At 35.4% G+C, this 15,253-nt stretch carries 13 protein-coding genes; 9 read left to right on the top strand and 4 right to left on the bottom strand.

The genetic code is table 11. The annotated features are described in order from the left end of the window. Window positions 1-77: 77 nt before the first annotated feature. The 3 genes from PB01_RS13090 to hisJ form a co-directional block, all read right to left on the bottom strand. Window positions 78-1,628 (bottom strand): FMN-binding glutamate synthase family protein, encoded by a 1,551-nt coding sequence (locus tag PB01_RS13090; protein WP_151702056.1) that lies wholly within the window; start codon window positions 1,626-1,628, stop codon window positions 78-80. A gap of 378 nt (window positions 1,629-2,006) precedes the next feature. Then, window positions 2,007-2,486 (bottom strand): GAF domain-containing protein, encoded by a 480-nt coding sequence (locus PB01_RS13085; protein WP_151700620.1) that lies wholly within the window; start codon window positions 2,484-2,486, stop codon window positions 2,007-2,009. 3 nt (window positions 2,487-2,489) lie between these two features. Then, window positions 2,490-3,299, bottom strand: a complete 810-nt coding sequence (gene hisJ / locus PB01_RS13080) for a histidinol-phosphatase HisJ (protein WP_151700619.1) — start codon at window positions 3,297-3,299, stop codon at window positions 2,490-2,492. A gap of 148 nt (window positions 3,300-3,447) precedes the next feature. Here hisJ and ezrA point away from each other — a divergent pair, with 148 nt between their 5' ends. The 6 genes from ezrA to rarD all read left to right on the top strand — a co-directional run bounded on the left by ezrA (window position 3,448) and on the right by rarD (window position 12,099). Continuing rightward, window positions 3,448-5,148: a septation ring formation regulator EzrA gene (gene ezrA, locus PB01_RS13075; RefSeq protein ID WP_151700618.1), complete on the top strand. Its 1,701-nt coding sequence runs from the start codon at window positions 3,448-3,450 to the stop codon at window positions 5,146-5,148. Window positions 5,149-5,245: 97 nt separating this feature from the next. Further along, the gene (locus tag PB01_RS13070; protein WP_151700617.1) at window positions 5,246-6,379 is read left to right on the top strand and encodes a cysteine desulfurase family protein; all 1,134 of its coding nucleotides are present in this window, start codon (window positions 5,246-5,248) and stop codon (window positions 6,377-6,379) included. Between the two features lie 5 nt (window positions 6,380-6,384). Then, window positions 6,385-7,587: a tRNA uracil 4-sulfurtransferase ThiI gene (gene thiI, locus PB01_RS13065; protein ID WP_151700616.1), complete on the top strand. Its 1,203-nt coding sequence runs from the start codon at window positions 6,385-6,387 to the stop codon at window positions 7,585-7,587. A gap of 81 nt (window positions 7,588-7,668) precedes the next feature. Beyond that, window positions 7,669-7,872 carry an alpha/beta-type small acid-soluble spore protein gene (locus tag PB01_RS13060; protein WP_151700615.1) on the top strand — a complete coding sequence of 68 codons (204 nt, stop codon included), beginning with the start codon at window positions 7,669-7,671 and terminating at the stop codon, window positions 7,870-7,872. Between the two features lie 1,542 nt (window positions 7,873-9,414). After that, window positions 9,415-10,992, top strand: a complete 1,578-nt coding sequence (mbcS, locus tag PB01_RS13055) for an acyl-CoA synthetase MbcS (protein ID WP_151700614.1) — start codon at window positions 9,415-9,417, stop codon at window positions 10,990-10,992. 210 nt (window positions 10,993-11,202) lie between these two features. Continuing rightward, window positions 11,203-12,099, top strand: a complete 897-nt coding sequence (rarD, locus tag PB01_RS13050; RefSeq protein WP_225986033.1) for an EamA family transporter RarD — start codon at window positions 11,203-11,205, stop codon at window positions 12,097-12,099. 19 nt (window positions 12,100-12,118) lie between these two features. On the opposite strand, the gene PB01_RS13045 is transcribed toward rarD, so the two are convergent. Further along, window positions 12,119-12,919, bottom strand: coding sequence for an NAD kinase (locus tag PB01_RS13045; RefSeq protein ID WP_151700612.1), 801 nt, complete (start codon window positions 12,917-12,919; stop codon window positions 12,119-12,121). A gap of 136 nt (window positions 12,920-13,055) precedes the next feature. Here PB01_RS13045 and sppA point away from each other — a divergent pair, with 136 nt between their 5' ends. Genes sppA through tpx form a run of 3 tightly spaced genes read left to right on the top strand, consistent with a single transcriptional unit; the run spans window position 13,056 to window position 15,202 of the window. Further along, window positions 13,056-14,069 (top strand): signal peptide peptidase SppA, encoded by a 1,014-nt coding sequence (sppA, locus tag PB01_RS13040; protein WP_151700611.1) that lies wholly within the window; start codon window positions 13,056-13,058, stop codon window positions 14,067-14,069. A gap of 12 nt (window positions 14,070-14,081) precedes the next feature. Then, window positions 14,082-14,660 (top strand): RDD family protein, encoded by a 579-nt coding sequence (locus tag PB01_RS13035; protein ID WP_225986032.1) that lies wholly within the window; start codon window positions 14,082-14,084, stop codon window positions 14,658-14,660. Between the two features lie 35 nt (window positions 14,661-14,695). Next, window positions 14,696-15,202, top strand: a complete 507-nt coding sequence (gene tpx, locus PB01_RS13030) for a thiol peroxidase (RefSeq protein ID WP_151700610.1) — start codon at window positions 14,696-14,698, stop codon at window positions 15,200-15,202. Window positions 15,203-15,253: the final 51 nt, after the last annotated feature.

Below are 15,253 nucleotides of genomic sequence, written 5' to 3'. Positions count from 1 at the left end.
TTTCCTCTATTCAAGTGGGAGTATTGCTTTAATAAATAAAGTACCGTCCTACCATCACTGGTAGAACGGTACTTTATTTATTCTATCGTGAAAACCCTACCTCGCTCATCTTTGTAAACTACATGTTGGCGATCAAGCTTTGTCGGTGAGTCAAGACCAGCAGCCGATGCTATTCGGAAAAGTCCTTCACGCATAGTCAAAATATAATTGGTAACGCGATATTTCTTTTCTTCTACAACAAGTCCTTGTTGCAACTTCTTATCTGTAGTAGCAACGCCCGCTGGACATGTATTTGTATGGCATTTATGTGCCATAATACAACCTACTGATATCATAAAGCCTCGTGCAATTTGAACGAGGTCGGCTCCCATTGCTAAGGCAATCGCAGCTCGATCAGGTGTTGTAATTTTACCAGATGCAATAATCTTCACTCGATCTCTTACACCATATTTCTTTAATGCATCATCCAGAAGAATAAGGGATGATCGAAGTGGTAAACCAACACTGTCAGCAAGATCCTGATAAGTTGCTCCTGAACCGCCTTCGCCACCATCAAGCGAAATATGATCTGGTCCACTACCGGTTTCCCGCATAAATGATGCTAATTCTTCCGCATCTTGTTTGCTTCCAATTACTATTTTTATACCTACTGGTTTGCCGGAATGCTGCCGGATTTTATCGATAAAATCGAACATAGTAGGATAGTCGTCGAATTGGTGAAAACGATTTGGGCTGTTGATTGTTTTATATGGAGTAACGTTTCGGATAGCTGCTATTTCCTCTGTCACTTTCGCTCCTTCAACGTGTCCGCCACGCATTTTAGCTCCTTGTGCTAATTTAAGTTCAAATGCTTTCACTTGTGGAATTTCCGCTTTCTCACGAAGTCGTTCCCAACTAAATTCTCCATTTTCTGTACGGAAACCGAATAGACCTGACCCAATTTGTGCAATAATATCTGCTTCACCAGCTAAATGATGCTGGGACAGACCGCCTTCGCCCGTATTCATCCAAGCACCTTTAGCCATACCAATACCTTTCGATAAAGCTGTAATTGCATTTTCTCCAAGTGCTCCGTAACTCATCGCGGATTGCCCGAGCATACTACGAACATGGAAAGGGTGCTTACAATTAGGTCCGATAATAATCGCATCTTCTTCTGGTAATAGCCATGACAATGCAGGGATATCTTCCAAATGCTCTTTCCTTGAAAATAAATTATCTTCATCGAGCACATAACGCATTGTATCTACCATGATTTCATTATCCACGCGCATTTCCTCATTTTGTTTCGTAAACATCGCATTTCGAATAAAATAGCCTGCTTCATTAAAATTACGCTTCGAACCGAAACCAATGATACTGTTCAAGTATTTTCCTGGCAGAACCATATGCAAATATTCCTCGCGGTTGAACGGTTCTCCTCCATTATCGTTATCAAATAAATATTGTCTTAGCTCAGGACCAGTTTTCTCCAATATATAGCGCATGCGGCCTAAAATCGGATAATTACGAAGTATAGCATGTTGCTTTTGCTTTCGATCATAAAAATATAAAAAGACAAAAGCAATAATTGGTACGATAACAAGAAATATAATTAGTAATGTCGTAGAAATCGAAATAGTTTCCATCCAAGACACATCCTTCACTCCTCTCATTATTTTATTAATAGTTTACCATTATAATAGACGATAAATTCCATTATAGAGTGGAATTAGAAAAAATATAGAGTATCTGATGAATAAAAGATCTGCTAAACGAACGGAATGACTTTTTGTCTGCTTTAGTTTTTAAACCGGTTTTTATTTCTCCCTATCCAAACAAAATGCACAAAGTCTCTGCAAATTTCAAGAGGGGGGAGGTTAAACGTTCATTAGAAGAGTACCGAAAAAGGATCGAAAAGTGACGCCACCACTTTCCAATCCTTTTGAAATCTAGCCGTTGTTGTTGGATAGACGCAGTATAAAATTATCATCAAGTAGTGGTGCATGCGAAAATAGCTGTGATTATTATATATGTGCGATTAAAACTTGAATGAATTGCTCTAAACCTTCTTTATCTTGCTCGGAGAATCGTTCTTTTATAGGACTGTCGATATCTAGTACACCTAATAGAACTCCATCTTTTACAATAGGTACGACGATTTCCGATTGAGATGCTGCATCGCATGCAATATGTCCTGGAAAAGCATGTACATCAGGAACGATGACCGTTTCTTTAGTGCTGGCAGCTGAGCCACAAACACCTTTAGCAAGAGGTATTCTTACACAGGCAGGTAATCCTTGGAATGGCCCCAATACTAATTCGTTATTTTCCATTAAGTAAAAGCCAACCCAATTAATTTGATCAAAAAATTGATTTAATAATGCCGACGCATTACTTAAATTTGCAATAACATTTTTTTCTCCAGTTAATAGGGCATCTAATTGTTTCGATAACATCGTGTAATTAGCCGATAAATCCTGTGAATAATTCGTTTTTGTAAACATTTTTCATTCTCCATTCTCCATAAATAGTTTAAATTCGTCGTAAAATTGATGTAAATCGTTTACTTGATGGGCATCTGAACCGAACACTAAAGGAATTCCTAATTGCTTTGCCATAATTATATAGGGTGGAGGAGGATAGCTTTCCAAACAATAGGGTTTTGCAAGTCCTGCACTATTTAGGTCAAGTTGAAGATGTTGATTTTTTATTTCTTTTAATATAGAAACAATTTCCTCTTGGTCATCAACTTTTTCGGTCAATGCATGCTGGAATTTATGTACAAGCGTTATGTGACCAATTCGTTTTGGTTTATATTTTCCTAAATCACTCGTTATTGAATCCATAAGTGTTTTATAATACAATCTATACACGGAGATTGGATTTCCTACTTGTTTGATAAATTCTAAATAAATATTTTTTGAAAAGTCAATACAAGTGTATGTATTTTGAAAATGTAAAAAATGCACGGATAAAATAGAATCGTCTAAATATTTCCCGTATATATTTAAAAAAGAAATAATCTCATGTTCAAAACCAGAGATAAAATCTATCTCCAATCCAGATGAAATAATAATATCTTTTCTATATTGTTTTTTCAAATCATTTAAATCAGACAAATAAGATTCGAGCTTGTTTATATTCATGCCGCTATCTTGATCAGGAGTAGGATCGATGAAATTTAACGGTAAAGGGGCATGCTCTGTAAAAGTTATTTCTTTAAACCCACTTTTAATTGCTTTTTCAATATAATCTTGAAATGAGTCAAGCGTTCCATGCGGACAGTAGGGAGTATGGATATGACCATCTTTTTTCAAAAAAACCAACCTCCACTCTTTAAAATACAAATATTTCAAAGATTTCATTGCTTTTCTATTGTTTTATGAAACAATAACATAAAAAGCATGGTAATATATATAGTAACATTTGAAAAAGAACTTTTGATCTTGGAACAGGGGGCTTACAATGAAGTATATCATCCCAGTGATTATTATACTTTTAATCATTGCAATTTTTGCATTTATTATAAGACGAAAACATAATTCAGAAATTGAACGATTAGAACATGAAAAGCATCAAATTCAAAACAAACCTATTTTAGAAGAGATGACAAAAGTAAAACAATTAAATATGAATGGTCAAACAGAAGAAATGTTTGAAAGATGGAGAAATACTTGGACGGAAGTAATGGACGTTCTAATGCCTAAAATCGATGTTCTTTTATTTGATGCAGAAGAAAATGTAGACAAGTTTCTATTTGTCAAAGCGTCAAAAATTGAAAAAGAGCTTCAAACTTTAATTTCTACATGTGACGAGAAAATGTCGAGTATATTAAAAGAACTAGAAGAGTTAATTGGCAGTGAAGAGAAGAACCGAATAGAGATGGAACAATTAAAGGAGCAATATCGAGCTGCAAGAAAAACAGTACTAGCACACCAGTATTCATTTGGTGATGCAGTTCCTGCACTAGAATCGAAACTAGAGTCATTTATTCCTCATTTTGAAGAATTTGATAAATTGACGGAAACAGGGAATTACTTAAGTGCACGAGAGATTGTTATTTCTGTTCAAGATGATGGCCAAAAGTTTTTTCGTGTTCTAAATGATATTCCAACAGTACTCTCGGAAATTCAACATAAAATTCCAGCGAGTATTTATGAATTAAGAAATGGTCAAAAAGAAATGGAAGAAAGTTCATACTACTTACAACATCTCGAAATGTCAGCGAAATTAGATGGAATTGAAGAAGAATTGAAGGAATTGAAAGAGGCAATTATTGAACTGAAAGTGATTAAAACAATTGCGAGAGTGGAAGAAATAAAAGATGAAATCGAAACATTCTATGATTTATTGGAAAAAGAAGTAATAGCCAAAAAATATGTAGATCAACATAAAGAAAAAACAGCTAGCCGCCTAGAAGAAGTTACATCGGTTACTCGTGCTGTAAGTGAGGAAGCTGCTTATGTACAACAAAGTTATCGCTTACCAGAAAAAGAAGCAGAAATTCCGCAAAGCTGTTTAAAAGAATTGGAAGAGTTACATAAGAAATTTGAACTACTTTCAAGGCGTGTAGAGGAAGAACAATCAGCCTATTCAAGCTTACAAGAAGAACTAAATGATATATCGGAAGAAATTGATCGCTTATATGACGAGCAAGATCGTTTTGCCAATCGTTTAAAAAATCTTCGTATCGATGAAAACAAAGCACGTGCAAAGCTAGATGATTTAAAAACATTACTTCATGAAACGGATCGTATGCTTCAGAAAGCGAATATTCCTGGAATTCCTGAAGACATGGATGTACGCTTAGAGGAAGCAGAAGAACATATTTATGTAGCTATGCAAAGTCTCCAAGAAGTTCCTTTGAACATGATATTAGTGGATACCTACTTATCGCAAGCAGAAGCTTGTATGGAGGAAGTTCATCAAAAGGCGAAAGAAATGCTTGAAAACGTGTTATTAACGGAGAAGATTATTCAATATGGTAATCGTTATCGAGCAAATCATCCAAATGTTCATATGCGATTACTTGAAGCAGAAGAATCATTTAGACAACTAAGATATGCAAAAGCTTTGGAAGATGCAGCTACTGCAGTCGAAGAGATTGAACCTGGTGCTCTAAAGAAGATTGAAGTGCTTGTGAAAGAAGATACTTTGCGTACATAAAAAATATCTATTTTAGTATTTAGATTGTGTATACAAGTCTGAACCACCTCACTATAATTGTGAAGGTGGTTTTTTTCCGAAAAGGAGTGAATGAAACATGATTTATTTTGATAATAGTGCGACAACGAAAGCTCATAAAGATATAATCGATACATTTGTATTGGTGAATGAAAAATATTGGGCAAATCCTGCGTCTATCCATGAGTTCGGTCATCAAACAAACGAATTATTACAAACGGCAAGAACACAAGTTGCTGATGTGATTAAAACAGCTAAAGAAAAAGTGTATTTCACTTCCGGGGGGACAGAATCGAATAATTTAGCTATATTTGGATTAGCTAATAAATATAAGCATCGTGGAAATCATGTACTTATTTCTGCAATTGAACATCCTTCTGTCCTAGAATCTGCGAAAGAGCTTCAACTGCAAGGATTTAATGTAGAATTTATCCCTGTCAATAAAGAAGGGTTTATCTCATTAGATTCTATCCAGTCACTTCTTCGTCCCGATACAGTTTTAGTAAGTGTCATGCATGTTAATAATGAAACTGGTGCCATCCAGCCAATTAATGAAATTGCTACTTTGATAAAGTCAAAAAGCAGAGCAGTTTTTCACATGGATGCTGTGCAAAGCTTTGGGAAATTGGTCGTTAACTTTGAGGAGCAACAGGTAGATGCAATAACTATTTCATCACATAAAATTCATGGCCTGAAAGGATCTGGAGTACTTGTTTTAAAAGGTTCTACGGAGATCACACCTATCCTTTATGGTGGAGGGCAAGAATTTGGTGTTAGAAGTGGAACAACATCCGTACCATTAGCTGTATGTACTGCAAAGACAATTCGACTAGCAAATTCTAATCTGGAAAAAAATAGTATGATTATGAAAAGCATGACAGACGATATCGTGACATTTTTACAAACTTTTTCTTCTATCAAAATCATTTCCCCGGAAATAAGAGCACCACATATTGTCTCTTTTTCGGTTCGTGGAGTGAAAGGAGAAGTATTTATAAATGGACTTCAAAAAGAAGATGTGATTGTCTCCACGAGTAGTGCATGTTCTTCCAAACAAACAAAAACAAGTCATGTGTTAAAAGCTATGCATTTAGAAGATGATTATATTAAAGGAGTCATCCGACTTAGTTTTTCTCATCTGAATTCGGAGGAAGAAGTACAGCAATTTAAAAAGATATTTACTAAAGTGATGAACGTAATTAAAGGAGACTAAAAAAGATGAAATGGGAAAAAATATTAGTTAGATACGGTGAGTTATCAACAAAAGGGAAAAATAGGAAGACGTTTATTACGCAACTTCGAAACAATATAAAATTTTCTTTTATTGATTTGCCGAACTTTAAAATGACTGCAGAGAGAGATCGAATGTTTTTAACTTCAAAGGATGACGCTGAAATACAACAGCTTATTGAAAGATTACCGAAAATATTTGGTATACAATCCTTTAGTCCAGTTGCATCAAGCACACAGGAAATGGATGATATACTAGAAACTGCTTTGAAAATAATGAAAAGTTTAGAACACCAAGATAAAACTTTTAGAGTCACTGTGAAAAGAACAGATAAAAGATTTCCGTTGGATACGTATGAATTACAGCGAACTGTCGCAAGTCATGTGCTAAGTAATTTTCCAAGCTTAAAGGTACAAATGAAAGACGCAGATATTGACTTACGGATAGAGGTTTTATCAGATGCTGTCTATATGATGGCAGAAGTTATTCCGGGAGCAGGTGGAATGCCGCTTGGTTCCAATGGCCGTTCTTTGTTAATGCTTTCAGGAGGAATCGATAGTCCGGTTGCTGGTTATATGTTATTAAAACGAGGGGTACGTTTAGATGCAATTCATTTCCATAGTCCACCTTTTACAAGTGAACGCTCAAAAGAAAAAGTGATGGACTTAGCTAATCAGCTAAGTCACTTTGGAGCATCGGTGAGATTGCATGTCATTCCTTTTACAGATATTCAACAGAGTATTCAAGCTCAAATACCAGACAATGTATCGATGACGACAACAAGAAGAATGATGATGAAAATAGCAGACTTAGTAAGAGAAGAGATCGGTGCGTTAGGAATAGTTACTGGGGAAAGTTTAGGACAAGTTGCTAGTCAAACGTTAGAAAGTTTAACAGCCATTAATGCAGTAACAACTACACCTATTTTCAGACCATTAATTTCATCAGATAAACTTGACATTATTGATATTGCCCAAAAAATTGGAACATATGAAACGTCCATTTTACCATATGAAGATTGTTGTACGATATTTACTTCATCTTGTCCTAAAACAAAACCGAAACTTGAAAAAGTGGAGTACTATGAAAGCTTTAAGGATTTTGATGAACTAATAAAAGAAGCTGTGGAAAAGAGAGAAGTTTTGTCGTTTCCAAATAGTAAGAAAAACGATTTTGAAAATTTACTTTAAAAAATAGCAAAATATACCTTGCCTCCTTATGTATGATTTTCGTGAAAACGACCATTCTAATTTCACAAGGAGGTGAGAGACATGACAAACAATAACTCATCAAATCAACTTCTAGTACCAGGAGTAAAACAAGCGATTGACCAAATGAAATATGAAATTGCTCAAGAGTTTGGAGTACAACTTGGACCTGATGCATCATCGCGTGCCAACGGATCCGTAGGCGGAGAAATTACAAAGCGATTAGTGCAACAGGCTCAATCCCAAATGAATGGGTATAGCAAATAAGAAAATAAAAAGATCGGCAGCTTAGGCTGCCGATTTTTTTATTTAAAAAAAAGCATATAAATTTGGCGTGCTAGGAATCTGGAATTTACAGTTATTTATAAAAATTGAAAGGCACTAAAAAAGTGGCTTGTGAAATGAATCTACAAATAAGCGTCCCAATAATTTCCGTCCAAATTCAGGTCAGTTGAATAGCCAAAAATGACCAGTAAATTACCGTTTAACTTTTATCTATGCAGCATCTATACAAACAAACCCTGCTCATATTAAAGTGGACAAAGAACGCATTGTTAATAAAGAACGTATTAGAAGCGCTATAAGGTAACCGCAATGATTTCCGCTTCAGTCGGACGCTTTCTGCGGGTCGGGCGGTGAGCCTCCTCGGTCGCTAGTCGCTCCACTGCGGGGTCTCACCTGTCCCGCTAAATGAGGCCACTGAAAAAGTGACTAAAAATTTGAATTTAAAAATCTTGAAAATTCTTACCCCAACTTTCATAGGTATAAACCTTGAGAATAAGTAGAGTTACCCCCACTTTAGTAGCTAAGAATAGTACTTTTTTGGGAATGAGTTTTTATGAAATTTTCATTTTCGGGAAAATTGGACTTTTTCAGTGGCCTCCCGCTAAATCCCGCTGGAGTCGTCGCCTTGCGCTCCAATCAATCATGTGCAATATTTATCCTTTATCCGCAATATAGAATACGTTGTGCGCAACATTACAAGGTATATGCTCAATATAGAACGCGATACGCGCAACATTTGGACGGATTTGCGCAATACAAGGATAGCGCACACTTAATCAGTACCATCTCATCCCATGTTAAAGCTTTATTATGTGAAAGTGGCCGCGATCTCTACGTGGTTTGTCTCGTTCATCCAATTATTCGATTTTATATTAGAAAATACTTCATAAGATTGGATTGTAGCGAAATGGCGGCGACTCCAGCCGGATGAGTGAGACAGATGAGCAATCGCAGGCGAACGCGTAGCGTCGGCGATGGCTCATCGCTCACCCGGCGGAAAGCGTCCGCCCTGTAGCGAAAATCCTAGCGGTCACATAATAGAGCCTCTTTAGTGCGCACTATATAAATACTGCGCGTAAAAAAGCATCGAAGTCACCAAAATTGTACCCTTCATCCATATCGAACTGAAAACAAACAAATTATTATAAGTTTTTTCCCTTTACTTACATGTATTTTATGTAACAAAATGGATAATAAACAGACGTGGTCCAAATTGTAAGTTTTACTATACTAGACTTATTTATTGAGGGAAAATTGAACTTTTAGGTTAAAATAAATTTAGAAATTGTGAAAAATTTCACTTAAAATAATTTCGGTTTAGTTGAATAAGAATTTTTAACTTATTTGTTGATACTCCGTTAAAGTCGTAGTCATGCTTTAGTCCAGAGTATTTGGGAATTGGTAAATGATTAGATGCACTTAAAGGAAACTTGATTTTTCGAAACAAATCAGAAGATTAACTTTTTATTTAAAAATCTGACTATTTACTTTATAATTAAAACGTAAGAACGAGGAGGAAATCAGATGAATAAACAAAATTTGATAGCACCAAACAATTACAATTTAGTTAGCGAATTTGAAAAATATAGCGCAGATGAAGAAAAGATAGCACTTATTTGGGAATCGGATAAAGGTGAAAATAAGTCATGTACATATAAACAATTAATACAAAGAGCAAATAAAGTGGCAAACTTATTTACAAAAAAAGGTCTTCAAAAGGGGGATGTCATTTTAATCATGGTTCCTCGCTTAATAGAGGCATATGAAGTATATATTGCTGCATTGAAAGCAGGTTTAGTAGTAATACCGAGTTCTGAAATGCTTCGGGCGAAAGATATTGAATATCGTCTTATACATAGTGAAGCAAAAGCTATTATTGCATATGAACCATTTCTAGATCAATTCGATAAAGTGCAGCATCTTGACGAGAAATTACTACTAGTAATTGGTGAAGGCCAAGGAAGATGGACATCTCTTACGAATGAAATGACACATGAATCTGACCAGTTTCAAGCAGTAGATACATTAAAAGACGATATGGCTTTTCTATCGTATACAAGTGGTACAACAGGAAACCCAAAAGGTGTCGTACATACACATGGTTGGGCTTTCGCACATTTACGAACGTCTGGTCCTAATTGGCTTGGTATTCAAGAAGGAGATATCGTTTGGGCAACTGCAAGTCCTGGATGGCAAAAATGGATATGGAGTCCTTTCCTTGCAACGTTAGGGAGTGGTGCGATTGGTTATGTGTATAATGGGAAATTTGAACCCAAAATATATTTAAATAAGATTCAAGAGAAAAAAGTAAATGTCCTTTGTTGCACTCCAACTGAATATCGAATAATGGCTAAAACAGAAGGATTATCGAACTTTGATCTTTCCTCTTTACATAGTGCTGTATCAGCTGGAGAACCATTAAACAGAGAGGTTATTGAAACATTTGATAGACTTTTTAGCTTGGAAGTTAGAGATGGCTATGGTCAAACGGAAAATACATTACTTATTGGAACGATGAAAGGAATGGAAAGTAGAATAGGCTCTATGGGGAAACCGACACCTGGAAATACAGTAGAAATAATAAATGAATATGGAGAAGTTTGCGCTCCTGGTGAAGTTGGAGATATTGCAGTACATGTAGAAACTCCTGCTCTATTTAAAGAATACTTGAAGGACCCAGAAAGAACTTCTATGCAATTTAGAGGAGATTACTATATTACTGGTGATCAAGCTAAAAAAGATGAAGAAGGATACTTCTGGTTTGAAGGTAGAGGAGACGACATTATTATAAGTTCCGGTTATACGATTGGACCATTTGAAGTGGAAGATGCACTTACAAAACATCCAGCTGTACAAGAATGTGCAGTAGTTGGAAGCCCACACGAACTACGCGGAACAATTGTAAAAGCATTTGTTGTTTTACGTGAGCCCTTAAAACAGGGGGCAGAGGAGTTAGTAAAGGAACTTCAAGAGCATGTTAAATCCATGACTGCCCCATACAAATATCCGCGTGAGATTGAGTTTATCGAAGAGTTGCCAAAAACAACTTCAGGTAAAATCAGACGTATTGATCTTAGAAAACGAGAAGAGATGAAAAAATAGATTGGAAAAAACACGGAGAACATGTGGTTCTTCGTGTTTTGTTGTTCTTATGGTAAATTTTAAAATTAATTTGATTTTTAATATCTAGTCCACCTTCATTTCTAATCTACTGGATTATTTGTCCATATAAAGGAATTTATTTGTTTACTTTAGTGTGATAAAGTAATATAATAATGCATGTATTTTGGGTTTGAAAAATGGGGTGAAGTTTTGCAAGCAGAAGAAAAACAAGGAATACTTATCGTAGCAATTGCATATATATTTTGGGGATTCATGCCGATTTATTGGAAGCTACTAGTTAATGTTTCAAGTGATGAAATACTTGCGAGTCGAGTGATTTGGTCATTTATTTTTACATTTTTCGTAGTTATCTTAAGCAAAAATTTTAAGACGTTGATAAGTGATTTAAAGGAGCTTTGGAAGAATAAAAAGGCTTTTTGGAGTCTCGTACTTGCTTCGTACTTAGTAACTGGAAATTGGTTTACTTACATATATGCAGTAAATGCAGGGTATATAGTACAATCGAGTTTAGGATATTACATAAACCCATTAATATCTGTACTTTTAGGCATTATCTTTTTAAAAGAAAAACTATCAAGGGCTCAACAACTTTCTGTAGCAATTGCAGCAGCTGGGGTTACTATCTTAACAGTTTCATATGGAGAAATTCCATGGATTGCTGTTACACTAGCTTTGACATTTGCTTTTTATGGCTTTATTAAAAAAAGTTTAACAATTGATCCATTAAGAGGCTTAACAATAGAAACAATGTTTGTTTTTCCAGTAGCACTTATTTATTTTGGATATTTATTAGTGACGGATCAAGCGGTTTTCTTTCAATCAAATGCTAGTACCATGATTTTACTAGCCTTAACTGGTGTAGCAACCGCGGTACCACTTGTGATGTTTGCAAAAGGAACGAAAACAATGCCACTTTATATGTCTGGCTTTATTCAATATTTTGCTCCAACTATTATGCTCCTAGTTGGCATCTTTGTTTATCATGAAAAGTTTAGCAAAATTGAATTTATCTCATTTTCATTTATTTGGGCAGCATTAATCTTATTTACTATTTCTAAAATTGTAGAAGTAAGAAAAAACAGGTAGCGCTATGTCTACCTGTTTTTTATAAAAAGGATCGTTTTACCTTTTCCCAGTAACTATTATTTTTTAATTTCACTGTTTTCACCACTTGATTACTTAATGCGATAGACACGGTCTCCACATGTTGTATACTTAAAGCCTCGTTGTCGGTGCTCATGGACGGATAGTCATTCCAGTCTTTATGTAATTTAAGTTCAAGCGACCTACTACCACTCAGAATGAAGGGAGAACCAAGTGTTCTATATTCATTATTATTCATGGAAGCAATCTCTGTTACTTGAATACAAGGAAGTAGTGGGTCTACTATTGCCCCGTTAAGCGACTTATTGTAAGCAGAACTTCCAGTCGGAGTCGAAATAACTATTCCGTCGCCTCTAAACGTCTCAAAAAGTTTGTGGTCAATTATTATGTCCAATACAAAAGTTTTGATGATATTAGAACGTATAGTGAACTCATTTAAGCAATAAAATTTAGGATGATGATTGACCGATAATTCCAGTAAAGGGTATTTACGAACTTCCATTTCATTCTGTAACACAGCTTCCGCCATTGCTTCCATATCTTCTATTAAAAAGTCACAATACATACCTAATGTGCCTGTTGTTGAGATACCGGCATATAGACAATCTTCGCGGAATCCAGTCTTACGAACCGCTTGCAAAAAAGTACCATCTGAACCAATACTCACAATTATAGAAGCCTCGATATCGTTTTCAACAACTTGAAAGCCATATTGGTTTATGACTTTCGCTAAAACGTCTTTTTTTTGTAAGGATTCTATGTCATTCTTAGTATAAAGATATATTGCATTTCGGGAGTTCATCTTGCATTCTCCTTTCAAATTAGAATGAGAGATAGCTACAGTGCCGTGCGCTTTTCTATATTTATTTTACCATTTTATGAAACGTTTAGGAATTCTTTTCGTATGTTAAGAGGAGAACAAAAGGAGGAGCACCAATATGAATATGAAACGTTGGTTTGCCATTTTAGGAGCATCCATATTATTAGTAATATCAATCTTTGTAAACACTTTATCAACTGTATTTTCAACGGACTGGACATCTTTAATGGATGAATTTGCATCTATATCTAATTCTGATTTTTATGAAACTGTATTAGAAGAAGGAGATATAGACAACCGGGTAGCTGTATTAACAGTCGATGGAACTATTCAGGATACGGGTAGTGCATCTTCCATTTTTGGAACAGAAAGTTACAATCACCAATTCTTTTTGCAACAATTAGATCAAGTAAAACAAGATGATTCTGTAAAAGCAATTGTGTTGCAAGTGAATTCCCCTGGTGGAGGAGTTGTCGAATCCGCTCAAATCTATAAAAAAATTAAAGAGATTCAAGATGACACTGCAAAACCAATTTACGTTTCGATGGGAAGTATGGCAGCATCAGGTGGTTACTACATATCGGCACCTGCGGATAAAATCTTTGTCAATAAAGAAACGATTACAGGTTCTATCGGTGTGATCATGCATAGCATTAATTATGGTAAACTAGCAGAAAAATATGGCGTAGAGTTTGTTACGATAAAATCCGGTCCTTATAAAGATATTATGAGTCCAACAAGAGAAATGACAGATGAAGAGAGAAATATGTTACAAGTTATGTTAAACGAATCATATGAGGATTTTGTTGAAATCGTCGCTCAAGGTCGTCATATGACTGTAGCAGAAGTGAAGAAAGTTGCAGATGGTCGAATTATGAGTGGTCGACAAGCAGTTGAAGCAGGCCTGGCAGATGATGTTGGTTATTTGGAGGATGTTATTCAAGCGATTAAGAAAGATCAAAAATTAGAAGATGCGGAAGTAATTGAATATGGCTACTCTCAAAGTCTTTCTTCCCTATTTGCTCTAAAAGCACAATCTTTCTTAGGGTTAGATATGGAATCAAAATTAATCGGAAAACTTATAGCAGATAATAGTGCACCACGAATGATGTATTTATATGGTGACAGATAAGGAGGCGAAATGATGAGTGAATTTGTACAGATGGAAGAAAATAATGTGCAAGCGAATGAATCGATAACCCAGCAAATCAGCGAAAAAACTACTGAATTTGAACGGAAATCTGCTGGTTTTTGGATAAGATTTTGGGCATATTTTTCGGATATATTAATCTTATCCTCTATTGGAATGTTATTAATTAAACCCATTTTCCGTTTGTTTTCATTAGAGATAAACGACCCTACCTGGTATGCACCATTTACATTAATAACATCCTTTCTTTTTTACGCATATTTTGTATTGATGACGAAATTCTTCAATCAAACGGTAGGAAAGATGATTTTTGGTATTCTAGTTATTTCAAAGAATGATGATAAACTTACTTGGAGTACAATTCTATTTAGAGAGTGGATTGGTCGTCTGATTTCTGTCCTTCCGCTTAATATTCCCTATCTTGTTATAGCGTTTACACCGAAAAATCAGGCTATCCATGATATGATCGCAGATACTTTAGTTGTGCATGAAGCCGTTTACGATAAAAAGGAAATAGGTGCTTACAAACATACTTCCGTGTCAAAAGAGTTGCAAGAGCAGAACATATTCTAGTAAGATGAACATAATGAAAAAGGAGGCTACATATTATGGCTCAAGTAACATTTAAAAATAATCCAATAACATTAGTTGGAAAAGAAGTAGTAGTTGGAGAAAAAGCACCAAACTTTACAGTGCTTGCAAATGATTTATCAGCCGTAACACTTCAAGATTCAGCTGGTAAAGTTCGTTTAATCAGTGTAGTACCTTCCCTAGATACAGGCGTTTGTTCTACACAAACAAATAAATTCAATCAAAGTGCTGCGAGTTTAGGTGATGATGTGGTAATATTAACCATATCTGTAGACTTACCTTTTGCACAAAAGCGTTGGTGTGGAGCTAATGCCGCAGATGCAATTCAGACTTTATCGGATCACCGCGACCTTTCTTTCGGAGAAGCATTTGGAGTGGTGATGCAAGAATTACGTTTGTTAGCTCGTGCTGTATTCGTAGTCGATAAAAATGATGTTGTTACTTACGCTGAATATGTGAGCGAAGGAACGGATCACCCAGACTATGAAAAAGCATTAGATGCAGTAAAAGCGTTAACTAACTAATAAAACAATCTAACCCACTCTAGTTAAGAGTGGGTTTTAATTTGAGGGATA

Origin of the sequence: Psychrobacillus glaciei (assembly GCF_008973485.1) — a bacterium.
Taxonomy (GTDB): domain Bacteria; phylum Bacillota; class Bacilli; order Bacillales_A; family Planococcaceae; genus Psychrobacillus; species Psychrobacillus glaciei.
This window is presented reverse-complemented; position numbering and strand designations above follow the sequence as displayed.